20 protein-coding genes and 1 pseudogene are annotated in these 24,985 nt (G+C 68.3%); 6 read left to right on the top strand and 15 right to left on the bottom strand.

All coding sequences use genetic code 11. The features are described 5' to 3' along the window. Positions 1-5: 5 nt before the first annotated feature. Positions 6-1,370 (bottom strand): cbb3-type cytochrome c oxidase subunit I, encoded by a 1,365-nt coding sequence (locus tag VL129_RS11695; RefSeq protein WP_325412996.1) that lies wholly within the window; start codon positions 1,368-1,370, stop codon positions 6-8. Between the two features lie 45 nt (positions 1,371-1,415). Then, positions 1,416-2,273 (bottom strand): c-type cytochrome, encoded by an 858-nt coding sequence (locus VL129_RS11690; RefSeq protein WP_325412995.1) that lies wholly within the window; start codon positions 2,271-2,273, stop codon positions 1,416-1,418. Positions 2,274-2,584: 311 nt separating this feature from the next. On the opposite strand from VL129_RS11690, the gene VL129_RS11685 reads away from it, so the two are divergent. Together VL129_RS11685 and VL129_RS11680 are read left to right on the top strand one after the other, a co-directional pair. Continuing rightward, complete coding sequence (locus tag VL129_RS11685) at positions 2,585-3,277, top strand: transglutaminase-like cysteine peptidase (protein WP_325412994.1); 693 nt, start codon at positions 2,585-2,587, stop codon at positions 3,275-3,277. Between the two features lie 52 nt (positions 3,278-3,329). Further along, positions 3,330-5,303: a bifunctional diguanylate cyclase/phosphodiesterase gene (locus VL129_RS11680; protein WP_325412993.1), complete on the top strand. Its 1,974-nt coding sequence runs from the start codon at positions 3,330-3,332 to the stop codon at positions 5,301-5,303. Here the strand turns inward: VL129_RS11680 and VL129_RS11675 are convergent. Then, on the bottom strand, positions 5,294-7,963 hold the full coding sequence (locus tag VL129_RS11675) for a retention module-containing protein (protein WP_325412992.1): 2,670 nt from the start codon (positions 7,961-7,963) through the stop codon (positions 5,294-5,296). The two genes, VL129_RS11680 and VL129_RS11675, sit on opposite strands and share 10 nt — an antisense overlap. 237 nt (positions 7,964-8,200) lie before the next feature. Between VL129_RS11675 and VL129_RS11670 the strand changes: the two genes are divergently transcribed. The 3 genes from VL129_RS11670 to VL129_RS11660 are packed head-to-tail and all read left to right on the top strand — an operon-like array spanning position 8,201 to position 13,005. Further along, complete coding sequence (locus VL129_RS11670) at positions 8,201-9,559, top strand: TolC family outer membrane protein (RefSeq protein WP_325412991.1); 1,359 nt, start codon at positions 8,201-8,203, stop codon at positions 9,557-9,559. Between the two features lies 1 nt (position 9,560). Beyond that, the gene (locus VL129_RS11665; RefSeq protein ID WP_325412990.1) at positions 9,561-11,711 is read left to right on the top strand and encodes a type I secretion system permease/ATPase; all 2,151 of its coding nucleotides are present in this window, start codon (positions 9,561-9,563) and stop codon (positions 11,709-11,711) included. Further along, positions 11,701-13,005: an HlyD family type I secretion periplasmic adaptor subunit gene (locus VL129_RS11660; protein WP_325412989.1), complete on the top strand. Its 1,305-nt coding sequence runs from the start codon at positions 11,701-11,703 to the stop codon at positions 13,003-13,005. Before VL129_RS11665 ends, VL129_RS11660 begins: the two co-directional genes overlap by 11 nt. Before the next feature lie 138 nt (positions 13,006-13,143). Here VL129_RS11660 and mmsB read toward each other — a convergent pair whose 3' ends face one another. From mmsB to VL129_RS11640, 4 genes are all read right to left on the bottom strand, one after another. Then, positions 13,144-14,034: a 3-hydroxyisobutyrate dehydrogenase gene (gene mmsB, locus VL129_RS11655; RefSeq protein WP_325412988.1), complete on the bottom strand. Its 891-nt coding sequence runs from the start codon at positions 14,032-14,034 to the stop codon at positions 13,144-13,146. A 49-nt stretch (positions 14,035-14,083) separates the two neighbouring features. After that, on the bottom strand, positions 14,084-15,187 hold the full coding sequence (locus VL129_RS11650) for an enoyl-CoA hydratase/isomerase family protein (RefSeq protein ID WP_325412987.1): 1,104 nt from the start codon (positions 15,185-15,187) through the stop codon (positions 14,084-14,086). Between the two features lie 13 nt (positions 15,188-15,200). Then, complete coding sequence (locus tag VL129_RS11645) at positions 15,201-16,019, bottom strand: enoyl-CoA hydratase (protein WP_325412986.1); 819 nt, start codon at positions 16,017-16,019, stop codon at positions 15,201-15,203. A 256-nt stretch (positions 16,020-16,275) separates the two neighbouring features. Next, positions 16,276-17,523 (bottom strand): substrate-binding protein, encoded by a 1,248-nt coding sequence (locus VL129_RS11640; protein WP_325412985.1) that lies wholly within the window; start codon positions 17,521-17,523, stop codon positions 16,276-16,278. Between the two features lie 227 nt (positions 17,524-17,750). On the opposite strand from VL129_RS11640, the gene ung reads away from it, so the two are divergent. Next, positions 17,751-18,452, top strand: coding sequence for a uracil-DNA glycosylase (gene ung, locus VL129_RS11635; RefSeq protein ID WP_325412984.1), 702 nt, complete (start codon positions 17,751-17,753; stop codon positions 18,450-18,452). A 129-nt stretch (positions 18,453-18,581) separates the two neighbouring features. Here the strand turns inward: ung and pdxJ are convergent, their stop codons facing one another. The 8 genes and pseudogenes from pdxJ to VL129_RS11595 all read right to left on the bottom strand — a co-directional run. After that, on the bottom strand, positions 18,582-19,316 hold the full coding sequence (gene pdxJ / locus VL129_RS11630; RefSeq protein ID WP_325412983.1) for a pyridoxine 5'-phosphate synthase: 735 nt from the start codon (positions 19,314-19,316) through the stop codon (positions 18,582-18,584). Further along, positions 19,309-20,013, bottom strand: a complete 705-nt coding sequence (recO, locus tag VL129_RS11625; protein ID WP_325412982.1) for a DNA repair protein RecO — start codon at positions 20,011-20,013, stop codon at positions 19,309-19,311. The genes pdxJ and recO overlap by 8 nt, the downstream gene beginning before the upstream one ends. 6 nt (positions 20,014-20,019) lie before the next feature. Continuing rightward, positions 20,020-20,916, bottom strand: a complete 897-nt coding sequence (gene era, locus VL129_RS11620; protein WP_325412981.1) for a GTPase Era — start codon at positions 20,914-20,916, stop codon at positions 20,020-20,022. Next, the gene (gene rnc, locus VL129_RS11615) at positions 20,909-21,598 is read right to left on the bottom strand and encodes a ribonuclease III (protein ID WP_325412980.1); all 690 of its coding nucleotides are present in this window, start codon (positions 21,596-21,598) and stop codon (positions 20,909-20,911) included. The genes era and rnc overlap by 8 nt, the downstream gene beginning before the upstream one ends. Beyond that, complete coding sequence (locus VL129_RS11610) at positions 21,595-21,972, bottom strand: DUF4845 domain-containing protein (RefSeq protein ID WP_325412979.1); 378 nt, start codon at positions 21,970-21,972, stop codon at positions 21,595-21,597. Before VL129_RS11610 ends, rnc begins: the two co-directional genes overlap by 4 nt. Positions 21,973-22,050: 78 nt before the next feature. Next, positions 22,051-22,908: a signal peptidase I gene (gene lepB, locus VL129_RS11605; protein WP_325412978.1), complete on the bottom strand. Its 858-nt coding sequence runs from the start codon at positions 22,906-22,908 to the stop codon at positions 22,051-22,053. A gap of 5 nt (positions 22,909-22,913) precedes the next feature. Beyond that, positions 22,914-24,713, bottom strand: coding sequence for a translation elongation factor 4 (gene lepA / locus VL129_RS11600; protein WP_325412977.1), 1,800 nt, complete (start codon positions 24,711-24,713; stop codon positions 22,914-22,916). A gap of 125 nt (positions 24,714-24,838) precedes the next feature. Next, positions 24,839-24,985: pseudogene (locus VL129_RS11595) on the bottom strand (serine peptidase); the annotation flags it as partial.

Raw genomic sequence — 24,985 nt, 5'->3', positions numbered from 1 at the left:
CCACCTCAGGCATTCCGCTCCGCCGTGGTCGGTACATCCCGCTCGGTGATCACCTCTAGGCGGGGGTGGTAGCGGAAGAAGTCATAGATAAACAGCCCCACGCCGACGGCGAATAGGGTCGCGGTGCTGATCAGCATGACGAAGTGGATCTGGATCTTCAGCTGCGCGTCCAGATAACCCATGCCCATGATCCGCTCCAGGTACACCTGGCCGATGCCGGCGGTGGCGAAGGACAGGGTCATGCCGAACATGCCGGCCAGCTGTAGCCAGAACGCCCAGTAGCCGAGGGCGCTGCCCTGCTCCGGGCGCTTGTCGGTGAGCGAGGGCAGGGCGTAGGTGATCATCGCCAGCACGATCATTGCGTAGGCGCCGTAGAAGGCGGCATGGCCGTGCATGGCGGTGACCAGCGTGCCATGGGTCCATTTGTTGATGCTCGGCCAGGTGTGCGCCAGCCCCAGCAGCCCGGCGCCGAACAGGGTGAAGATGGTGCTGCCCAGCGTCCAGTGCAGTGCCAGCGCGTTGGGGTGTGCCAGCCCTGAACGGCGCATCGCGCTGTAGGCGTACATGGCCATGCCGACGATCGCCAGGGGTTCCAGCGCGCTGAAGAAGCCGCCGATCGGCAGCCAGTAATAGGGCACGCCGACCCAGTAATAGTGGTGGGCGGTGCCGAGGATGCCGGCAATGAACACCAGCCCGACGATCACGTACAGCCACTTCTCCAGCACCTCGCGGTCCGCGCCGGACAGGCGGATCAGCAGGTAGGCGAGGAAGCCGCCCATGATCATCATCCACACGCCCTCCACCCACAGATGGATGGTCCACCAGCGGTAGAAGATGGAGACCGTGTAGTTCTCGTAATGCAGCAGGGCGGGCAGGAACAGCACGGCGGAGCTCACCAGCCCCAGCAACAGCACGCCCTCGGTGGTGGTGAAGCGCCCGGATTTCCTGATGGTCATGCCGATGTTGTAGAGGAAGATCAGCATGCAGATGACGATGACGATCTTGTGCGGCAGCGGCTGCTCAAGCAGCTTGTTGCCGGTGCCGTAGCCGAACAGGTAGCCGATGACCGCCGTCACGCCCATCAGCACCCACAGCACCAGCTGGATATAGGCCAGCCGGGTGCTGTGCAGCTCGGTGCGTGATTCGTCGGGCACCATCCAGTAGGTCGCGCCCATGAAGCCGGTGAGCACCCAGACGATCAGCAGGTTGGTGTGGATCACCTTGCTCACGTCGAACGGCAGGATGTTCAGCAGCGGATCCGGCCCCAGGTACTTGGCGGCCGACAACAGCCCGAACACCAGCTGCAGCCCGAACAGCACCATGGCCACGGCGAAGTACCAGTAGGCGACGGATTGAGATTTGTAGCGCATGGCTGAACCCCTGATTGTTCGTCCGGCGTACCGGTGGCGGCGCGTTCACTTGAATGACGCGAGGTACTGCACCAGCTGATCGATTTCCTCGGCGGACAGCGCCTCGGCGTAATTGGTGGGCATGAACGAAACGCCCGCCGTCGAATACATCGCGCCGGGGTGCAGGTAGGCGCTCGGCGACACGATGGATTCGCGGATGAAGGCCTCGACGCTGTCGGCCTCGCCCTGGTAATCCGGCGATTCGATGACCTGGCGCGCCCGGGTGGCCAGGTCGGCCAGGGTCGGCCCGGCCAGGTTCACCCCGGGGGCGATGGAATGGCAGGCGTTGCAGGCGGGGCTGGCGGTGCGGAACAGGGCCTCGCCGAGGGCGATGGGATCCTCGCTGCCGGAGACGGGGCGCGCGCCGGGCGGCAATTGACCGCCGGCCGAGAGATCCTGCTGGGCGATGGTCAGCCCGGTGCCCGGAATCGAGGAGCCGGTGACCAGAATCGGCCGGGGCGGCCAGCCCTGGTTGTCGACATTGGAGACCCAGTCCAGGAAGGCGATCAGGTCGTCGATCTCGCCCTCTTCGAGATCGGGATTGGGCATCAGTCGGCGGTGGCGCTGTTCGTCGTAGAAGCGTTCCGGTTCCTTCATGAACGCCTTGAGATAGGGCGCGCCACGCAGCTGGGTAATCTTGGTCAGGTCCGGCGCGTAGTAGGCGCCTTCGCCGAACAGGGTGTGGCAGTTGATGCAGTTGTTGGCGTGCCAGATGTCCATGCCGCGGGTCACCGCCGGGGTGATGCTGTCGGCGTTGGTCAGCTCGGGGAACTGGCGGTGGCTGTCGACGGTGAGGCCGAGAAAGACCAGCGCCGCGACAGCGGTGGAGCCGATGGCGAAGGAACGGGTCTGCCGCTTGTTCATGTCGGGCTCCCGTCAGACGCCGATACCGGCCCAGTGGACGATGCCCATGGTGCCGGCGTAGAGGATTGCGATCAGCATGAGGGCGAGTACCGCAAAGCTGATGAGCCTGAAGATCGTCGTCATCGAGGTTGGCTCCTTCGGCGCCGCTGCGCTACGCAGGTACGCTTTAGTGTCCTCCGGGCGGGTTCGGTTCCTTGGCGCGCGGGCCATGCAACCATTCCCGCCTTGTCCCGGTCACAGCCTGTGCCCGGGCCTGACCGTCACGGCGGCGGCCGGCCAACCTTCCGATCGCGGCGAGCGGATTCCACCCCATGAACAGGCGACTATCGACGGACGCGGGAGCGTGGTTACCAAGAGCCTCGGAGCGCCTGCGCATCGCCGGCTGGCTGGTGCTGCTGGGCGGTGCCGCGCCCGTCCTGGCCTGGGATCAGGCGGAAATCGACCGGCGCGCCGAGGCGCTGTATGGCCCGCAGGCCGAGGGTCGCCAGCGCCTGGAGGCCTGGTGGCGCCTGCTCGACGAGCAGCGCGAGCGCGACGTCGAGGAACAGCTGCGCGCGGTCAACGGCTTCTTCAATGCCACCCTGCGCTTCGACGAGGACCGCCGTATCTGGCAGCGCATCGATTACTGGGCCACGCCCGTCGAGTCGCTGTACCAGGGTGCGGCCGATTGCGAGGACTACGCGCTGGCCAAGTACGTCAGCCTGCGCCGGCTCGGCGTGCCGATGGAGCGCCTGCGCCTCACCTATGTGAAAGCCGACGGACAGGCGCACATGGTGCTGGCCTACTACGCTGAAGCCGACGCGGACCCCTGGGTGCTGGATAACCGCATCGCCCGCGTGCTGCCCGCCAGCCAGCGAAGCGATCTGCAACCCGTCTATGCCTTCAACGGCGAAGGCCTGTGGTACGCCGATCGCCCGGCTGGCGACAGCCTGGGCCTGTCGCGCTGGCAGGACGTGCTGCAGCGCATGCGCCGCGAGGGGTTCCCGCCCGGCGTGCCGCGCTAGCGCCCGCCCGGCCCGACGGGGCGCGCAACGGAATTTGCTCATGGAGATAGGGATGTCACTCTTCAAACAACTGCTGCTGGCCATCGGCCTGTTCCTGGTCCTGGCCTATACGGGCAACGTCCTGGTCAGCCTGGAAAGCTCGCGCGAGCAGCAACTGGCCCAGCTGCGCTCCCATGCCCAGAACGCCGCGACGGCACTCGGCCTGGCGCTGGGCAATCATGTGGACGATGCGCAGATGACCGAACTGCTGGTCAGCGCCATCTTCGACAGCGGCTACTTCGAGCGCATCCGCGTGGTCGACCCCGCCGCCGAGCAGGTGCTGGCGGAGCGGGAGGCCAGCCACGAGCCGGCGCTGGTGCCGGCCTGGTTCGCGCGCCTGATCGACCTGCCGGCGGTCCAGGCCGAGGCGCTGGTCAGCCGGGGCTGGCAGCAGGCGGCCCGCGTGCAGGTCGACAGCACGCCGCGCTTCGCCCTGGCCACGCTCTGGCACGCGGCGCTGGGCAGCCTGTTCTGGCTGGCGCTGTGCGGCCTGGCCAGCGCGTTGCTCGGCGGCTGGCTGCTGCGTCGGCAGCTGCGCCCGCTGGACGCGCTGGTGCAGCAGGCCGAAGCGCTGGAGCGCCGCGAGTTCATCAGCCAGCCGAAACAGCCGGTCAGCCCGGAGCTGCGCCGAGTGGTCGGCGCGATGAATCACATGGTCGAGCGTCTGCGCGGGCAGTTCGAGGCGCACGCCCGCCACCTCGAAGCACTGCGTGACGAGGCCTACGCGGACCCGCTGACCGGGCTGGCCAACCGCCGCAGCTTCGAGATGCGCCTGCGGGCCCGGCTGGCCGACGAGGAGGCGGTGCGCCATGGCTTCCTCGCCGTGCTGCGCATCCGCGACCTGGCGGGACTGAACCAGCGCCTGGGCGGCGAGCCGGTGGACCGGCTGATCTGCCATCTGGCCGGCCTGCTGCGCGAGCGCTGCGCCGAGCTGCCCCAGCCGGCCTTGCTGGCGCGGGTGCGCGGTGGCGAGTTCGCCTTGCTGTTGCCGGGGCTGCTGGCCGACGAGGCCGAGGCGCTGGCCGAACGCCTGCAGGCGGATCTGGACAGCCTGCGCGCCACCACGCGCGAGGGCGCGCTGGCGCACCTGGGCCTGGTGCCGTTCGGCCCCGGCGACGATCCGCAGACCCTGATGCGCCTGGCCGACGAGGCGCTGGCGGCCATCGACGAACTGGCCAGCGCCCAGTGGAATCGCCTGCAGCGCGCCGACCTGGACGACACCCTGGAAGAGCGCCACCTGTGGCAGGCGCGCCTGGAGCAGGCGCTGGAACAGCGGCGCTTTCAGCTGCACTTCCAGCCAGTGGTCGAGGCCCGCGATCCGGACAACCTGCTGCACTACAAGGTGCTGGCGCGCCTGCCGGATGCGCAGGGCCGCTGCCTGCCGGCTGGGCGTTTCCTGCCCTGGCTGGAGCGCTTCGGCTGGATGGCCCGTTTCGACCGCATGATGCTGGCCCTGGTGCTGGAGCAGATGGCCGGCCATCGCCTGCCGCTGGCGCTGAGCCTGTCCACCGCCAGCCTGGAGTCGGCGCAGGCCCAGGCGGAGCTGCTGGCCCTGCTGCGGCGGCATACCACGCTGAGCTCGCGGCTGACCCTCGAGCTGGCCGGCAACCGGCCGCTGCCGGCGGCGCAACTGGAGTCGCTGGCCCACAGCCTGCGGCGCCTGGGCTTTGCCCTCAGCCTGCAGCATTTCGGCGGGCGCTTCGGCGGGCTGGGCAATCTGTCACGCCTCGGGCTGGCCTGGCTGAAGGTCGATGGCGGCTATATCCAGCACATCGACCGCGAGGAGGACAAACGCCGCTTCCTCGCCGCCCTGCAGCAGACCGCCCGCAGTATCGACCTGCCATTGATTGCCGAGCGGGTGGAAACCCCGGAGGAGCTGCAGGTGCTGCGCGTGCTGGGTTTCCAGGGCGTCGTCGGCCGGCTGTTCGGCGAGCCGGCGCCCTGGCCGGCGCTGGGCGCCGGTGTGCCGGTGCGCGATCAGGCCTGATCCACGCGGATCAGCGGATCGGCGCCGGCGATCAGGCTGTCCAGGCTGCGCCCCGCCACGTCCACGCCATCCAGGCGAATCTGCAGGTCCGCCTGGGTGCCCGCTGAGCCGCCGGCATTCAACTGGCCGGTCGAGCTGACCAGCAGCACGGCATCCTCGCCAGCGGCGAACAGCTGCAGGTAATCGTCGAGGTTGCCGGCGTGCTCGCCCTGCAACAGGTCGCGCAGGTCCAGGCGATCCCCTTCCTGGGCATTGAAGTCATGGACGCGGTCCTGATCGGGCGCGCCAATCCTGCCGGCATCGCCCTGGCGCCAGACGAACCGGTCCGCGCCGGTCCCGCCGAACAGCTGGTCGCTGCCGGCCCCGCCGCGCAGGGTGTCGTTGCCGCCCTGGCCATACAGCACATCGTGCCCCGCGCCGCCGTCCAGCCGGTCGTGCCCGCCGCGCGGGTCGCCCGGCAGATGCAATTCGCCGTGGTGCTGCTTGAGGTAGTCGTACAGCTGCGCGGACGTGGGCGGCGTGCCCTGGCGCAGGCCGAGGAACGCTTCCAGTGCCGCCAGCCCGGAACCGTCCGGCAGGTGCTCCGGGCGCGCCGGGTTGCCGTCGCTGCCCCAGGGCAGGCGGTCGGTGTTGATGACATCACCGAACAGGATGTCGTTGCCGGCGCCGCCAGTGATCGCGTCGTTGCCGACCGCCACCGGCTCGCTGACCGGCCGGCCGGGTTGCAGGGCGGCCTGCAGCTCCTCGGCCTGTTCGATGATCGTGGCGTCGCCAGCCGGGCCGCTGACCCAGCGGGGAATGCCGTCGGCGTCGGCCAGCCACAGGCCGCGCTCGCCAGTGCTCTGACTGTTGTCGAAAAAGGCCAGCTGCTCGGCGTTCACGCCCTGGCCCATGCCGATGGCGTGCACGGTGCTGATGGCCGCCAGCGGCGCGAAGGCGTCGATGGTGTGCTGCAGCGTTTCCGCGCTGACTGAGGGGCCACCACCCGCCAGGTTGCCGGTGTAGGGGTCGTAGTACTGGGTCGGGTTGCCGTCGGTGAGGAAGTAGGTGAGGTTCTCATGGCCCTGCGCCGGTTGCTGGGCGAACCAGGCGGTGGCCGCCTCGAAGCCCGCCTGGTAGTTGGTGCCGGCGCTGTAGTCGAAGTGCTCGGGGCCCAGGTTCGCCAGGTCCGCCAGCCACTGGTCGAGGCGGGCGTCATCCAGTCCGGCGAGGCTGACCTGCAGGGTGACATGGGAGGCGAAGCCGATCACCGCCAGATTGATGACCCCGTCGTGCCCCTTGAGCTGCGGCGCCAGGTTGAACAGCGCCTCGCGCACCAGCTCGATGCGTGTCGCGCTGGAGTCGCCACTGGCGGCGGCCATGCTGCCCGAGGTGTCGATGAGCAGGGCGATGTTGTAGTTCTGCCCGGGCTGCAGGCTGGTCTGGGTGCCGCCGCTGTCACCGAGCAGGATGTCGTTGCCGGCGCCGCCGGGTACCTCGTTGTCGCAGTTCGGGTTCTCGGGAATCACCAGGTCGCCCTGGGCGAGGGTGAAACGCTGGCTGCCGGAGGTGTCCGCATCCGGCAGGCCGCCGTTGTCGCGGATGCGGAAGTCGAAGCTTGCCTGGCCGTCGGCGCCGGGCAGGTAGTGCAGCCGCCCGGCGGCGATGTCGGCGAAATCGATGGCCTGGCCGGCACTGACGGGCTGGCCATTCAGCAGCAGGCTGCCGCAGGCGGGCAGGCTGTCGATGAGCAGTTGCAGCGGTTCGTGCTGCTGGCCGCTGACCGCGTCACGCGCGTCATCGAAAGGGAAATCCTCCGGGCTGAACCGGTAGGCCTGGCCCAGATCCAGGCTGACCTGCACGTCGGCCGAGGCGGGCGCGTCATTGGCGGGCAGGATGTCGATGCGCAGAGTCGATTCGGCAATCTGCCCCTCGCTCTCGGCCCGGTAGTGGATCTCCGGCAGGCTGCCGTTCCAGTCCGGCGCCGGGATGAATACGTAGCGGCCGTCGGCATGCAGTACCAGGCTGCCCTGGCCGGGCAGCTGGACGCGGCTGCCGGCGACATGGGTCTGGTCGCCGATGCGAAAGTCCAGCAGGCGCAGGGCGGCGCCGGCCTCGAACAGGTCACCCTGCAGCGGGCGGTCCTCCAGGCCCTGCTGGTGGGTCGGGGCCGGCACGCCTGGCCCGTCGTCCGCGCGGGGATGACGACCCTCCTCGTAACCGTCCAGCGGCCGTGCCAGGGGCAGGTCATCGACGGCAAAACCGCCGGTCACCTCCACCTCGCCACCCACGGTGTCGAGAATCACCACGCTGCGCCGGCCGCCGGCGGCCTTGCCGGGCTCGTCCGGGGTGGCCGGGCCGGCGGCGGGCGGCTCGAACATCAGGGTCGGATCGACGCCCGCCAGCAGCGGGTAGTGAATCTCGCGCATCTGCTGCACGGCCTCGCCGACGTGGTCGGGGTTGCGCGGGCCGCGCGGCTGGATCCACTGGCTGTCGCGGCCGAGGTCGAGCATGCGGCCGTCCGTCAGGGCCAGGGTGATCATGTCCTCGCTGGACAGACTGATGATCTGTTCCCCTTCGTAGACCCGGGCACCCTTGCCGAGCAGGCGGCGCAGGCCGTCGGGCGAGCGCGCGTAGACCTGGCCGATCACGGTGTGGACGATGGCATAGGGGGAGGCCATGGGAATCTCTCCTTGATTCGATGACGGACTGCGGGCGTGAACTGCCGCTCCACACTTATAGCCGAGAAGGGCGGGTTGTGTGCCGCTTCCTTGACATTCCGCCAGACCCTTGTCTATGCCTTTGGGCATCTATGCAGTGCTACGCCTGCGGCCCGTTCGGCCGCCGGCAGCGCGCCAGGCGAACGGATCGCCGCCGCACGGCATGCAATGCCTTCTCGTGAACAAGGAAGTCCCACCATGCGCAAGTCTCTTCTCGTCGTCCTCCCCTGTGCCCTGGGGCTTGCCGTGTCGGCCCAGGCGCAGAGCCTGCCGCAGGCGGTGCAGCAGGCGCTGGAGGTTCATCCGGAGGTACGCGCCGGGGTGAATGGCCGGCTGGCCGCCGACTACCAGCTCAAGGCCGCCCGGGGCGGTTACTGGCCGAGGGTCGACCTGCTTGGCGGCTATGGCCGCGAAGGCACCGACGAGCCCGCCACCCGACGTGGCGATGACGATCACTGGACCAGCCTGACGCGCGGCGAATCCAGCCTGCGCATCCAGCAGCTGCTGTTCGATGGCTTCGCCACCGCCAACGAGGTGCAGCGTCGCAAGGCCGGAGTCGACTCGCAGGCGCATGCCCTGCAGGCGACCGCCGAGCGCACCGCGCTGCAGGTGATCGAGGCCTATCTGGACGTGCTGCGCCGCGAGGAGCTGGTGCGCATCGCCAACGACAACCTGCGCGCCCACCAGCGCGTCTATGACCAGATCCGCCTGCGCAGCGAGCGGGGCGTGGGCAGCGCCTCCGACCGCGACCAGGCCGACGCGCGCCTGGCCCAGGCACGCAACAACCTGACCACCGAACGCACCAACCTGGCCGACGCCCAGGTCAACTTCTTCAGCCGGGTCGGACGTCCTCCCGAAGAGCTGTCCCTGCCGCCGGGGCTGCCTGGCCATCTGCCGGCCAGCCTGGAACAGGCCCGCCTGCGCATGATCGACAACAACCCGCTGCTGCGCGCGGCCGACGCCGATATCCGCGCCGCGGAAAGCCAGTACGAGGCGGCTCGCGCCGGCTTCTACCCGCGCATGGACATCGAGCTGTCGCACAGCGCCGACAACAACCTGGATGGCCAGCGCGGCCATGTGAACGAATGGCAGGCCATGCTGCGCATGCGCTACAACCTGCTGGCCGGCGGCAGCGACCGGGCGCAGCTGGAGGCGCGTTCCTACCAGGTCGCCCAGGCCTGGGACGTGCGCATCAATACCCTGCGTCTGCTCAGCGAGGATCTGGGCCTGGCCTGGAACGCCCTGCACAACGCCCGCGACCAGAAGGCCGTGGCCTTCGACTACGTGTCGTACAGCGAGCGGGTCAAGGAGGCCTACCAGAAGCAGTTCAGCCTGGGCGACCGCACGCTGCTCGACCTGCTGGATAACGAGAACGAACTGTTCGCCGCCCAGCGCCGGCTGGTCGATCTGACCTACACCGAGCTGTACAGCCACTACCGCATCAAGGCGGCCGAAGGCGAACTGCTGCAGAGCCTCGGCGTGGTGCCACCCATGGAAGCCGTGGCGCTCAGCTCGCCGCCGCCCCGGCGGGACGACCTGCTGCCCGGCCTGAACTGACGTGGGTATCCAGGCCGCGCCCGCTGCCGCGGGCGCGCCGCCGCACGAGGCCGATGATCCGCTGCTCGACGGCCTGCTGCTGCTTTGCCAGCTGCGCGATCGGCCGATCAGTCGTGGCCAGCTGACCAGCGGACTGCCGCTGCCGGCGCAACGGCTGAGCGCCGCGCTGCTGCCGCGCGCGGCGGCCCGCGCCGGGCTGCAGGGCCGCTGGCTGAGCCGGGCGCTGGCCGACATCCCGCCGCTGGCGCTGCCGGCGCTGCTGTTGCTGAACAATGGCGGCACGGCGGTACTGCTGGAGGTGGGTGACTACCGGGCGCGCATCCTCGCCGTGGAGAGCGGCGGGGGAGAGGTCTGCATCGAGCTGGCCGAACTGGCGGCGCAGTACAGCGGCCGGGTGTTCTTCGCCCAGCCGCGGCACGCCTTCGACCTGCGTCCCGCCTCGCTGATTCCGCGCACCCGCGCCTGGTTTCGCGACACCCTGCTGCGCTCGCGCTGGCTGTACGCCGATGCCCTGGTCGCCAGCCTGCTGATCAACCTGATCGGCCTGTTCGCGCCGCTGTTCGTGATGAATGTCTACGACCGGGTGGTGCCCAACCAGGCGCTGGCCACCCTCTGGGTGCTGGCCATCGGCATCGTCGGCGCCTATGGCTTCGAGCTGCTGCTCCGCAGCCTGCGCGGCCTGTGCCTGGACCTGGCCGGCAAGAAGACCGACCTGATGGTCTCGGCCGCCCTGTTCGAGCGCATCCTCGGCATGCCGCTGAGCCTGCGTCCGGCGCGGATCGGCAGCTTCGCGCAGAACATCCATGACTTTCAGGGCCTGCGCGACTTCCTGTCCTCGCTGACCCTGACCAGCCTGATCGACCTGCCGTTCTGCCTGCTGGTGCTGCTGGCTATCGCCTGGCTGGGCGGTCCGCTGGTCTGGGTGCCTTTGCTGGCCTTCCCGCTGGCGCTGGGCCTGGGCTGGCTGCTGCAGGCGCCGCTGAAGACGAGTCTGGAGCGCAGCATGGCGCTGGCCGCCGAGCGCCAGTCGACGCTGATCGAGACCCTCGGCGGCCTGGACGCGCTGAAGGCCAACAATGCCGAGGGCGAGCGCCAGCACCACTGGGAGCAGACCATCGGCACCCTGGGGCGCCTGGAGTTGCGCACTCGCCAGCTGTCCAGCCTGGTGCTGCACCTGGGGCAGGCGGTGCAGCAGCTGAGCGGCGTGGTGCTGATCGTCTGGGGCGTGCACCTGATCATCGGCGGCGGCCTGAGCATGGGCGGCCTGATCGCCTGCTACATGCTCAACGGCCGCGCACTGGCGCCGCTGGGGCAACTGTCCGGGCTGCTGACCCGCTACCAGCAGGCGCGGCTGACCAAGCGCAACGTCGATCAGATGATGGCGCTGCCCCAGGAGCGTCCGGACGCTGAACGGGCGCTGGAGCCGCACCGGCTGCGGGGCGAGATCGAGTGCCGCCAGCTGAACTTTCGCTATCCCGGCCAGCCGGAGCTGGCGCTGCGCGAGCTGAACCTGCGCATCGCGCCGGGCGAGCGGGTCGCCATTCTCGGGCGCAGCGGCTCGGGCAAGAGTTCGCTGGCGCGCCTGCTGGTCGGCCTGTATCAGGCGGAAAGCGGCGGCCTGCTGCTCGACGGTCTGGACCTTCGCCAGCTGGACATCGCCGAGGTGCGCCGACAGATCGGCTACGTGCCCCAGGATATCCAGCTGTTCAGCGGCACGCTGCGCGACAACCTGGTGGCGGGCGCGCGCCAGGCGAGCGAGGAACGCATTCTGCAGGTGGCCGAGCTGAGTGGTGTGCAGGCCTTCGCCCAGCTGCACCCGCAGGGCTACGGACTGCCGGTGGGCGAGCGCGGCCAGCAGCTCTCCGGCGGCCAGCGTCAGCAGGTGGCGCTGGCGCGGGCGCTGCTGCTGGATCCGCCGCTGCTGGTGCTCGACGAGCCGACCAGCGCCATGGATGCCGGCGGCGAGGAACGCCTGATCCAGCGCCTGCGCCCGGCCCTGGCGGGCAAGACCCTGCTGCTGGTCACCCACCGGACCTCGCTGCTGACGCTGGTGGACCGGGTGCTGGTGCTGGAGCGCGGCCGCCTGCTGGCCGATGGGCCGCGCGAGGCGGTGCTCGCCGCGCTGCGCGAGGGGCGTCTGTATGGCGGCTGATGTGTTGCCCGACGTGAGGCGGGCACGCGACGAGGATATTCCCCGCGTGGCGCGGCTGACGCTCTGGACGCTGCTGGGCTTCTTCGTGTTTGCCGGACTCTGGGCGCACTTCGCCGTGGTGGACGAGGTGACCCGCGCCGATGGCAAGGCGATTCCCTCGTCGCGCCTGCAGAAGATCCAGAACCTGGAGGGCGGCATCGTCGCCGAGCTGTTCGTGCGCGAAGGCCAACTGGTGGAAGCCGGTGCGCCGCTGGTGCGGCTGGATGACACCCGCTTTGCCTCCAGCGTGGGGGAAAGCGAGGCGGATCGGCAGGCCCTGCTGCTGCGCATCGAACGGCTGGAGGCGGAAGTGGCAGGGCGCGAGCCGGCCTTTTCCGCCGAGCTGCAACAGGCAGTGCCGGTACTCAGCCGCAGCGAACTGGCGCTGTTCGCCGGGCGTCGCCAGCAGTTGCAGGAGGAAGTGGCGGGCCTGGAGGCGCAGCTGGAACAGCGTCAGCAGGAACTGCATGACTACGCCAACCGCCGCGAGCAGTACCGCGCCACGCTGGCGCTGCAGGCCGAGGAGATCCGCATGTCCGAGCCGCTGGTGGCCGAGGGGGCGATTTCCCAGGTGGAAGTGTTGCGCCTGCGCCGCGCCGAGCTGGAGACTCGCGGGCAGCTGGACGCCACCCGCCTGGCCATTCCGCGCGCCGAGGCGGCGGTCCGCGAGGTGGAGCGCAAGATCGATGAAACCCGCTCGCGCTTTCGCAACGAGGCGCTGGGCCAGCTCAGCGAGGCGCGCGCCGAGCTCAACAAACTCGCCGCCACCGGCCGGGGGCTGGCGGATCGGCTGCGCCGCACGCTGGTCACCTCGCCGGTGCGCGGCATCGTCAAGCGCCTGCAGGTCAACACCATCGGCGGGGTGATCCAGCCGGGCAGCGACCTGGTGGAAATCGTGCCGCTGGATGATCACCTGCTGGTCGAGGCGCGCATCCGCCCGCAGGACATCGCCTTCCTGCATCCCGGCCAGCCGGCGATGGTGCGCTTCACCGCCTACGACTACACCCTGTACGGCGGCCTGCCGGCCCACCTGGTGCAGATCGGCGCCGACACCGTCAGCGACGAGGAGGGCAACAGCTTCTACCTGGTGCAGCTGCGCACCGAGCGCAGCCACCTGGGCAGCGCGGAGGAGCCGCTGCTGATCATTCCCGGCATGATCGCCTCGGTGGACATCGTCACCGGCCGCAAGAGCATCCTCAGCTACCTGCTCAAGCCGATCATCCGCGCGCGCAGCGAGGCGTTTCGCGAGCGTTGAAGTCGAGGCACGGCTGGAAGGGACGGCACGGAACCCTTGTGGGGCCGGCTTTACGCCGGCCGACGCAGGTGGGAAATACACCCGGGCGGCGACCGGAACTCCGCCGGCCGGCATAAAACCGGCCCTACAGGGAAGCAGTCATTGCTGATCGATGAACAGCTTCTGCACCGCCGAGAAATCCTGCCCGCCCAGCCCCTGTTGCAGCAGCAGGCGGTACAGGTTCAGCGCCAGGCTGCCCATCGGGGTGGCGGCGCCGGCCTGCAGGGCGGTTTCCTGCACCAGGCCCAGGTCCTTGGCCATCAGGCCGGCCATGAAGCCGGGCTGGTAGCCGTGCGAGGCCGGGCTGTTGGCTTGCACACCGGGCCAGGGGTTGTAGCGTTCCAGCACCCAGTTGCCGCCCGAGCTCTGGCGCATGATCTCGGCCAGCACGTCCGCATCCAGGCCGCAGCGGGTGCCGAGCGCCATCGCTTCGGCGGTGCCGATCATCTGCACCGCCAGCAGCAGGTTGTTGCACAGCTTGGCCAGCTGGCCGGCGCTCTCGAAGCCGGCGTGGAAGATGTTGCGACCCATGGCGGCGAGGATCGGTCGCGCCTTTTCCAGCGTCACGGTGGCGCCGCCCACCATGAAGGTCAGGCTGCCCGACGCGGCGCCGGCGGTGCCGCCGGACACCGGCGCGTCGAGCATGGCCACACCGTGGGCGGCGGCGGCCCGGTGGACCCGGCGCGCGGTCGCCGGCGCGATGGTCGAACAGTCCAGCACCAGGCGGCCGGCGGGCAGGGCCGCCAGCAAGCCGTCCTCGCCCAGATACAGGTCCTCGACCTGGCGGCCGGCCGGCAGCATGCTGATCACCGCGTCGGCATCCTGCGCCGCGTCGCGGGCCGAGGTGGCGGCGCGGGCGCCTTCGCTGGCCAGCTGGGTGACCACGGCCTGCACCAGATCGAAACCGCTGACGGTGTAACCGGCCTTGAGCAGGTTGCGGGCCATGGGCAGGCCCATGTTGCCGAGTCCGATGAACGCGATGCGGGCCATGACGGTTCCTCCGTATCAGCGGCGCAGTGCGGCGCCGACCATTGACAGACTAGAGATCGTCCAGCGGATGCGGGCCCTCCCAGGTCGGCTGGAAATGTGCCGCGACCACGCCGTCCGGCACCTGCTCCACGTCGGGCCAGTGCCAGCGTGGCTGGTTGTCCTTGTCGAGCAGGCGGGCGCGCACCCCTTCGGCGAACTCGGGGTGGCGGCAGCAGTTCAGGCTCAGGGTGTATTCCAGGCGGAACACCTCGGCCAGCGAAAGGTGGCGGGCGCGGCGCAGCTGTTCCCAGATCAGGTGCGCGCTCAGCGGACTGCCGTCGTGCAGGGTCTGGCCGGCGCGGCTGAGCAGCGGATCCGCCTCTCCGCGCAGGCTGCTGATGGCCTGCCAGGCGGCTGGCAGGTCGGCCACGTCGAGCAGCGCGTCGAGCTGCGCGCGCAACGGCAGCCACTGCGGCTCGGGCAGCCGGGGACGGGCCTCCTGCTCCAGCGCCTTGAGCAGGCTGAGCAGCTGGCGCTCCGGCTGGCGTTGCCAGTTCAGCTGGGTCAGCCCGGCCAGCAGGGCGTCCTGTTGACTGTCCAGCAGTACGCGGTCGGCCAGGCCCAGTTGCAGGGCGTCGTGGGCGTTGATCGGCGCGCCGCTCAGCGCGAGGAACAGCCCGAAGCGCCCGGGCAGGCGGGACAGGAACCAGCCGGCGCCGACGTCCGGGTACAGGCCGATGGAAATCTCCGGCATCGACAGCCGCGCGCCGGGCGTGACGATGCGCACCGTCGCGCCCTGCAGCAGGCCCATGCCGCCGCCCATCACGTGGCCGTGACCCCAGCACAGCAGCGGCTTGGGATAGGTGTGCAGGCGGTAGTCGAGGCGGTATTCGTCGGCGAAGAAGCGCGCCGCCAGCGGCGGCACCTCGCCGGGGTGCTGGCGGCAGGCGTCCACCAGTTGGCGCACGTCGCCGCCGGCGCAGAAGGCCTTGTCGCCCGCGCCGCGCAGCAGCACGCAGGCGACCTCCGGGTCGTCGGCCCAGGCGCCCAGGCGCGCCTGTAGGGCCTCGATCATCGGCAGGTCCAGGGCGTTGAGGCTCTGCGCCGCGGCCAGGGTCGCCACGCCGATGCGCTGGCCATGCAGGCCGGGTTGCTCGTCGAAATGCACCTTCATGGGCGGCCCCGGGTCATGCGTTGCGCCAACGGGGTTCGCGCTTTTCCAGGAAGGCGTTCACCCCTTCGCGGGTGTCGTCGGCATCGAACAGGTCGACGAAGCGCTCGCGCTCGGCGCTCAGCCAGCTGTTCGGCGCCCGTTCGCGGGCGCCCTGGATCAGCGGCTTGAGGGTGCGCACCGCCACCGGGCTCTGCCGCGCCACCCGGGCGGCCAGCATCAGCGAGGCGCCGCGCGCCTCGCCGCTGTCCACCAGTTCCTCGACCAGGCCGATGCGCAGCGCGGTCTGCGCGTCGACGCGCTCGCCGCAGAGGATCATGCGCTTGGCCCAGCCTTCGCCGACCAGCCAGGGCAGCGCCTGGGTGCCGCCGGCGCAGGGCAGCAGGCCCACCGAGGCTTCCGGCAGGGCCAGCTGCGCCTCGCGTTCGGCGATACGGATGTCGCAGGCCAGCGCGCACTCCAGGCCGCCGCCCATGGCGTAGCCGTTGATGGCGGCGATGGACACGCCGCGAAAGTCGCGCAAGGCCTCGAAGGCCGCGCCGAACAGCCGGGCCATGTCCCGGGCGCGCGCCTTGTCGCCATCGGCGAACAGCTTGAGGTCGGCACCGGCGCTGAAGAAGCGCTCGCCCTGGCCGGTGATCACCAGGGCGTAGATGTCGTCGTCGCGGTTGAGGTGCTCGAGCAGCAGTTTCAGGCCGATCAGCGAATCGCGGTCCCAGGTATTGGCCGGCGGATGGTTGATGGTGATCAGCGCGGTGTGGCCGATCTTTTCCACGGTGAGCTTGTGGGTCAGCTCCAGGGGGATGGACTGGTAGGGCTCTACGGCATGGGTCATGGCGTGTGGGTTCCTCCGGTCGGTGTGGCCGGTACAGGCCTGTGGCGAATCGAGCGGCCCCGCCTGGGCCGGACGACGACTCCGCCGGTATCCTCCAGCGGTTGGTGCGGGTGTCGTGCGCCAGTGAATCGTCAGTGAGATAACCATAGCCCCGCTGTGCAGCGGCGGGGCGGCCCCGGTCGGCGGCTGTCGGTGCGGGCGCGGGCGCTGCCGATCAGCTGTTGCCCCTGCGCCCGCATCGAAGTCCCCGGGAACCTTACTGGAGCTTCTCCGGCTGGCCGGCGGCACGGCGTTCAGCCTGCCACTCGCTCAGGCTCGGCGCACCTTGCTCGCCGTCCAGGTGATGGACGATCTCGAAGAAATCCTGGTGCAGCGGATCCTTCAGGATCTCGGCGCGAGGTTTGACCTTCACCACGTAGGTCCGTTGCAGGTTCTGGTGATCGAAGGCGCGCCATTCCTGCTCGCCCTTGAGCAGGTGGTAGCGATGGCCTTCCAGGGCCTTGATCACCGGCTCGCTCTTCAGGCTCCTGGCGCGCTCCACGGCATCGCTCCATTGATGCACGATGCCGTAGGCGTGGGCGGCGGAGCTGGTCGGGTAAATCTGGTAGCGCTCCACATAGGTCTTCACGAAGGCCTTGCCGCGCTCGCTGTTTTCCATGTTCGGCACGCGCCAGGTCCAGGGCGTGGTGCCAAGCACGCCTTCCATGATGCTCGGGCCGGCCTGTTCGACCATGTGCCCGGTGATGTTGGGTACCACCACCTGCATGCGCGAGGTCAGGCCCATTTCATGGGCGATGCGCATGGCACGCACCAGGTCCTCGCCGAACAGCACCAGGGCGAGCACCTGGGCGTCGCTCTTGCCGGCCAGGGTCAGGGCGTCGCGGTACTGGCTCAGGCGTGCGCCGGGGAAGGGCAGGCGCACGCTGGGGTGGCGGGCCTGGTCTTCGCTGCCGGTGGCCTTGCGCAGCGAGTCCTCGGTGGTCAGGCCCCAGGTGTAATCGGAGGTGACGTAGAAGTAGCGCTGGTTCGGCAGGTGCTTGGCCAGGTACTGGCCCAGGGCGCGGGCGCTCATGGTGGCGTTGTTGCTTTCGCGGAACAGGTAGCGGTGGCCGTCCTTACCGGTGGTGTCGTTGGAGTAGCCGAGGGTACCGAAGTAGATCAGGCCGTGTTCGCGGGCGCGCTTGCCGGAGGCGATGGCCACGGCGCTGGAGGAGCCGCCGAACAGCATGGCGGCGCCTTCGCCGGCCAGCGCATCGACGTTCTGGATGGCCTTGTCGACCTGGGAGGCGCTGTCGCGCGAGGACAGCTGCAGCGGGCGACCCAGCACGCCGCCACGGGCATTGATTTCATCGATGGCCAGCAGGGCGCCACGCATCTGTGACAGGCCTTCTTCCTTGTAACTGCCGGTGCGCGGGTAGTTCAGGCCGAGGGTGATGGGGTCGGCGGCCTGGGCACAGGCTGCGATCCCGACCCAGAGCGCCAGGGTGGCAGTCAGGCGTTTCATGGATAACCTCTGGTTTCGTATTGGCAATCCGAAGGTTTTTACGCAAACGCACCGATGGACGGCATCGGCTTTTGGTCTAAGGAATCGCGTTTTCTGCGTGACGGATGCCACAGATCATGAGACGCCACGGGTTGGGCGCCGGGGAATGAGGCCGATTGCCGCTGGCGCCTTGACTTGCCGCAACGGCTTCCTTAGCGTGCCGGCCGGTGATTTTTCGGGGGGTAGGCATGAACGACAGCCAGCGCATCAGGCTGGAACCCGGCTGGAAGGCGGCGTTGAGCGAGGAGTTCGCGCAGCCTTACATGCGGGAGCTGGGCGAGTTTCTGCGCAGCGAGAAGGCCAACGGCAAGACCATCTTTCCGCCCGGGGCGCTGATCTTCAACGCGCTGGATTCCACGCCGCTCGACCGGGTGAAGGTGGTGGTTCTCGGCCAGGACCCCTACCACGGGCCGGGGCAGGCCCATGGGCTGTGCTTCTCGGTGCAGCCCGGGGTGCCGGCGCCGCCGTCGCTGCAGAACATCTTCAAGGAACTCCAGCGCGACCTGAACCTGCCGATTCCCAGCCACGGCTGCCTGCAGTCCTGGGCCGAACAGGGCGTGCTGCTGCTCAACACCTCGCTGACCGTCGAACAGGGCCAGGCCGGCTCCCATGCGAACGCCGGCTGGCAGCGTTTCACCGACCGCATCATCCAGGTGGTCAGCGAGCATTGCCCGCATCTGGTGTTCATGCTCTGGGGCGCCCACGCACAGGGCAAGCAGCGGCTGATCGACCCGACCAAGCACCTGATCCTGCGCTCACCGCACCCCTCGCCGCTGTCGGCGTATCGCGGCTTCATCGGCAACGGGCATTTCAGCCGCGCCAACCGCTATCTGGAACAGCACGGCATGACGCCGATCGACTGGCGGTTGCCGGAGCTGGCGGAGGGGTAGGGCGGTACGGCGGGTTTCGGCGGCCGACCGCCTTACAACTCTGTAGGAGCGGCTTCAGCCGCGATGCTGTTCGTGCGACCACAGCCAAGAGCTCGCGGCTGAAGCCGCTCCTACAAAAAAAGCTGCTGTTCAGCCGCGGGCGGTGCGGATCAGCTGCTTCATTTCCTTCACCGCGTCCTTGAAGCCGACGAACAGCGCATGGGCGACGATGGCGTGGCCGATATTCAGTTCGTGGATGCCGTCGATGGCGGCGACGGCCTCGACGTTGTGGTAATGCAGGCCATGGCCGGCATTGACGATCAGCCCCTCGGCGCAGCCCAGGCGCACGCCTGCGCGGATGCGTTCCAGCTCCTGGGCCTGGCTGGCGGCATCGGGGGCGTCGGCGTAGCGGCCGGTGTGCAGTTCGATCGCCGGCGCGCCGACGCGGCGCGCGGCGCGGATCTGGCTTTCCTCGGCGTCGATGAACAGCGATACCTCACAGCCCAGCGCGCTCAGGCGCTGCACGGCGGCGCGGATGCGTTCTTCCTGGCCGGCCACGTCCAGGCCGCCCTCGGTGGTCAGTTCCTGGCGGGTTTCCGGCACCAGGCAGACGTGTTCCGGGCGCACCCGCTCGGCGAGGGCCAGCATCGCCTCGGTGACGCCCATCTCGAAGTTCATGCGGGTCTGCAGGCACTCCTTGAGCAGCAGCACGTCGCGCTCCTGGATATGCCGGCGGTCTTCGCGCAGGTGCACGGTGATGCCGTCGGCGCCGGCTTCCTCGGCATCCAGCGCGGCCTTCACCGGGTCGGGATAGCGGGTGCCGCGCGCCTGGCGCAGGGTGGCGACGTGGTCGATGTTGACGCCGAGCTGGATGGGTTCAGACACGAGGTGGCTCCTTGAGATTCATGAACAACTCGCGGCTGACCAGCGGTCGGCCGCCCAGGTGGGGAGCCAGCGCCTGACGCATCAGGCGCTTGGCGGTGGCAAGGGTGGTGGGCTGCTCCCAGTCGGCGTCGGCCAGCGCCCGCAGGTCGCGACCGAGGAACAACCCGGGTTGCAGGTGATCGACGGCTTCCAGGCCGGACTCGGGCAGCAGGCGGTACCAGGTGTCCGCCACGAGCGGCTGGCCCTGCACATCCTGGTCGAGGGCGAAGCCGTAGCCCAGCTCGTCCAGCAGTCGCCACTCGAAGGTGCGCAGCAGGGGCTGCAGCGGGCGCCCGGCGGCCAGCGCCTGCAGGGTCAGCGCGTAATGTTCGAACAGCGCCGGATGCGGATCGTGGGCCGGCAGCAGGCGGATCAGCAGTTCGTTGAGGTACAGGCCGCTGAACAGCACGTCGCCGTGCAGCAGGTTGGGGATGCCGTTGGGCTCCAGACGGGCGACGGTCTTCAGCTCGCCCTTGCCGCGCAGCTCGACCTCCAGGGGCAGGAACGGCCGGGCCTGGCTGCCGGACTTGCCGCGCGCGCCGCGCAGCACCGCGCGCAGGCGCCCCTCGGGGGTCAGCAGGTCCACCAGCGCACTGGTTTCCTTGTAGGGGCGGCTGTGCAGCACGAACGCCGACTGCGGCGCGCCGGCCTGGCTCATGGGGATTTACAGGTCGAGGTAGCCGAGCGAGCGCAGGGCGCGTTCGTCGTCGGACCAGCCGCCCTTCACCTTGACCCACAGGTTGAGCATCACCTTGGAGTCGAACAGGGTTTCCATGTCCTGGCGGGCGTCCTGGCCGATGCGCTTGATGCGCTCGCCCTTGTCGCCGATGAGGATCTTCTTCTGCCCCTCGCGTTCCACCAGGATCAGCGCGTGGATGTGCAGGATGCGGCCTTCCTGCTTGAACTCCTCGATCTCCACGGTGATCTGGTAGGGCAGTTCGGCGCCCAGCTGGCGCATGATCTTCTCGCGCACCAGTTCGGCGGCCAGGAAGCGGCTGGAGCGGTCGGTGATCTGGTCTTCCGGGAAGAAGTGCTCGTTCTCCGGCAGGCGTTCGTTGACCAGGTTTTCCAGGGTGTCGAGGTTCTGCGCGTGCAACGCGGAAATCGGCACGATCTCGGCGTTGGGCAACTGCTCGGCCAGCCACTGCAGGTGCGGCAGCAGCTCGGCTTTGTCCTCCAGCTGGTCGGCCTTGTTGACGGCGACGATCAGCGGGCACTTCACGCCGCGCACCTTTTCCAGCACCAGCTCGTCCTCGTCGGTCCAGCGGGTGCGGTCGAGCACGAACACCACCACGTCGACGTCGCGCAGCGCGCTGCTGGCGCTGCGGTTCATGTAGCGGTTCAGCGCCTTCTCGTTGTTCTTGTGCAGGCCGGGGGTGTCCACGTAGATGGCCTGCGTCGCGCCTTCGGTCTTGATGCCCAGCATGTTGTGCCGGGTGGTCTGCGGCTTGCGCGAGGTGATGGCCAGCTTCTGGCCGAGGATATGGTTGAGCAGCGTGGACTTGCCCACGTTGGGGCGGCCGACGATGGCCACGTAACCGCAGCGGCTGATTTCAGTCATGTGCATTCTCCACGCCCAGGGCCACCAGGGCGGCCGCGGCGGATACCTGTTCGGCGATGCGCCGGCTGGCGCCCTGACCGCAGGTCTTTTCATTGAGCAGGCTGACCCGGCACTCCACATAGAAGGTGCGGCAATGCGGGTCGCCCTGGATGTCCACCACCTCGTACTGCGGCAGCTCGCAGCCTCGTGATTGCAGGAATTCCTGCAGGCGGGTCTTGGGATCCTTGTTGGTGTCCACCAGGGTCAGGCTTTCCAGCTCGTTGGTCAGCCAGGCCAGCACGCGTTCGCGGGCCTGGTCCATGCCGCTGTCCAGGTAGATGGCGCCGATCAGCGCTTCCAGCGCGTCGGCGAGGATCGATTCGCGGCGGTAGCCGCCGCTCTTCAGCTCGCCCGAGCCCAGGCGCAGGTAGTCGCCCAGACTGAAACCACGGGCCAGCACGGCCAGCGTCTCGCCCTTGACCAGGCGCGCGCGCAGGCGCGACAGCTGGCCTTCGCGGGCCTGCGGGAAGCGCTCGAACAGCGCCTCGCCGGCCACGAAGTTGAGGATGGCGTCGCCGAGGAATTCCAGGCGTTCGTTGTTGCGCCCGGCATAGCTGCGATGGGTGAGGGCCAGCAGCATCAGCTCCTGGTTCTGGAAGGTGTATCCGAGCTGGCGCTCAAGGCGATTGAGTGGGGGGTTCACTGGACTCTTACGCGGAATTCTTTATCGAAACGAACCACCAGATCGAGATTCTTGATCAGGGGTTCACGCTTTTCGTACTGCAATCGTGCGTGGAAATACTGGTTTTCCACTTTCACCGTCAAGGCCTGGCGCAGGTCCAGGTCGCGAATGCTGTTGACCTGCATGCCCTTGCCGACATGGGTGTAGAAATCCCCGACACCGCGGATCTCGGCCGCCTTGTCGGTTTCAACCGAGTTGATGATCTTCTCCAGCGACAGGTAGTCGAGGTAATGGGGAAGGATCTTGAAGGCCGTGCTGGCGAAGAAGGCCACCACGGCCAGTACCAACAGCCAGCCCAGCAACGACAGGCCTTTCTGGGTGTGTGCAAACGTCATGATGACCTCGGGTGCGGTTTCTATTGGCTGCCAAGCCTATAAAAGCCGCCCCCGGCGAATTGACGGGTGCCGCACAAATCAGTGGATCAGACCCACCCGGTTAAAGTTCGGCAGGTTGCCGCCCTTGGGCTCCGGCCAGCTCATCCACACCGCGAAGGCCTTGCCGACGATATTGCGGTCGGCCACCATGCCGCGCAGCTCGGGGGCGATCGCCGGATCGTCCCAGTAACGGCTGTCGTTGGAGTTGTCACGGTTGTCGCCGACCATGAAGTAGTAGCCCTCGGGCACCACCCATTCACGGCTGGGTTCGATGCGGTAGCGGCGCATCTGCTTGCGGATCAGGTGTTCGACCTCACCCAGCCTTTCCTGGTACAGCGCGGCGCTGCCCAGCGAGCCGGGCTCTTCATGCAGGAAGGACTCGGCAACCGGCTGGCCGTTGACCACCAGGCGCTTGTCGCTGGTGTAGCGCACCGTGTCGCCGGGCAGGCCGACCACGCGCTTGATGTAGTTGATGCTCGGATCGCTGGGGTAGCGGAACACCATGACATCGCCGCGCTTGGGATCGCCCACTTCGATGATCTTGGTGTCGGCCACCGGCAGGCGGATGCCGTAGGCGAACTTGTTGACCAGGATGAAATCGCCGACTTCCAGGGTCGGCAGCATGGACTCGGACGGAATCTGGAACGGCTCGACGAGGAACGAACGCAGCACCAGCACGATGGCCAGCACCGGGAAGAACGACTTGCCGTACTCGACGAGCACCGGTTCCTTGTTCAGTTTCTCCAGTACCTGGGTGTCGGCCGCGCCGTTGACCTGCCCCTGGTAGGCGGCGATCGCCGCCCGCCGTCGCGGGGCCAGGACCAGCAGGTCGAACAGGGCCAGGGCGCCGCAAATGAATACGGCCAGTACCAGCAACAGCGGGAAATTGATCGACATAGAACTCAGCTATCCACTTTGAGCACAGCGAGGAAGGCTTCCTGCGGGATTTCCACGCTGCCGACCTGCTTCATGCGTTTCTTACCGGCCTTCTGCTTTTCCAGCAGCTTGCGCTTGCGGCTCACGTCGCCGCCGTAGCACTTGGCCAATACGTTCTTGCGCAGCGCCTTGACCGTGGTGCGTGCCACCACCTGACCACCGATGGCCGCCTGGATCGCCACGTCGAACATCTGGCGCGGGATCAGTTCCTTCATCTTTTCGGTCAGCGAGCGGCCCTTCTGATGGGAGCGGTCGCGGTGCACGATCAGGGCCAGGGCATCGACCTTCTCGCCATTGATCAGCACGTCGAGGCGCACCAGGTTGGCGGCCTGGAAGCGGTCGAAACTATAGTCCAGCGACGCGTAACCGCGGCTGACCGATTTCAGGCGGTCGAAGAAGTCCAGCACCACTTCGTTCATCGGCAGGTCATAGACCACCTGCACCTGGCTGCTGAGGAACTGCATGTCGCGCTGCACGCCGCGCTTCTCGATGCACAGGGTGATGACGTTGCCCAGGTGTTCCTGCGGCACCAGGATGGTGGCGCGCACGATGGGTTCGCGCATTTCCTGGATGTTGGCCAGGTCCGGCAGCTTGGACGGGTTGTCCACGTAGACGATGTCGCCGTTCTTGAGCACGACCTCGTAAACCACGGTCGGCGCGGTGGTGATCAGGTCCAGGTCGTATTCGCGCTCCAGGCGCTCCTGGATGATCTCCATGTGCAGCATGCCGAGGAAGCCGATGCGGAAGCCGAAGCCCAGGGCGTCGGAGCTTTCCGGCTGGTACTGCAGGGCGGCGTCGTTCAGGGTCAGCTTTTCCAGCGCGTCGCGGAAATCCTCGAAGTCGTCGGAACTGACCGGGAACAGGCCGGCGTACACCTGCGGCTTGATGCGCTGGAAGCCCGGCAGCATCTCGACATCCGGCGTGGTGGACAGGGTCAGGGTGTCGCCCACCGGCGCGCCCTGGATGTCCTTGATGCCGGCGATCACGAAGCCCACTTCGCCGGCCTTGAGGTCCGCGGTTTCGGTGTGTTTGGGGTTGAACACGCCGACGCTGTCCACCTGATGCAGCTTGCCGGTGGACTTGACCAGAATCTTGTCACCCTTTTTCACCCGGCCGTGCTTGACGCGCACCAGCGAGACCACGCCCAGGTAGTTGTCGAACCAGGAGTCGATGATCAGCGCCTGCAGCGGTGCTTCGATTTCGCCTTCTGGCGGCGGCACCACGGTGATCAGGCGCTCCAGCACGTCTTCCACGCCCATGCCGCTCTTGGCGCTGCACGGCACCGCGTCGGTGGCGTCGATGCCAATGATCTGCTCGATCTCGTCCTTCACCTTGTCCGGGTCGGCCTGCGGCAGGTCCATCTTGTTCAGCACCGGCATCACTTCCAGGCCCTGCTCGATGGCGGTGTAGCAGTTGGCCACGGACTGGGCTTCCACGCCCTGACCGGCGTCCACCACCAGGATGGCGCCCTCGCAGGCCGCCAGCGAGCGGCTGACTTCGTAGGTGAAGTCGACGTGGCCGGGGGTGTCGATGAAGTTCAGCTGGTAGGTCTGTCCGTTGCGCGCCTTGTAGTACAGGGTCACGCTGTGGGCCTTGATGGTGATGCCGCGCTCGCGCTCCAGGTCCATGGAGTCCAGCACCTGTGCTTCCATTTCGCGATCGGCCAGACCGCCACAGATCTGGATGAAGCGGTCAGCGAGCGTGGATTTGCCGTGGTCGATGTGGGCAATGATGGAGAAATTGCGGATATGGCTCAGGTCGCTCACGGGACATTACTCGAAGGGCCGCGGGAACCTCCCGCCGAAAAATAGTCGGGGATTCTACCTGAAGCCCGCAGAGGGCGTCACGTCCGGGGGAGGGGAGGGCGCGCAACGGCGCCCTCCTGCCCGGCTTACTCGGCCAGCTTGAAGGTGATGAAGCTGGCGCGGCCCTGGCGCAGCACGCGCATCGACACCGAGCGGTTCTTCGGCAGATCCTTGGCGATCTGCGCGAAGTGCTGGGAGGACTTGATGGCCTGGTTGTTCAGGTGGGTGATGAC

Origin of the sequence: Pseudomonas sp. (genome assembly GCF_035497915.1) — a bacterium.
Taxonomy (GTDB): domain Bacteria; phylum Pseudomonadota; class Gammaproteobacteria; order Pseudomonadales; family Pseudomonadaceae; genus Serpens.
The sequence above is the reverse complement of the archived record's forward strand: the minus strand, read 5'-3'. Positions and strand labels throughout refer to the sequence as shown.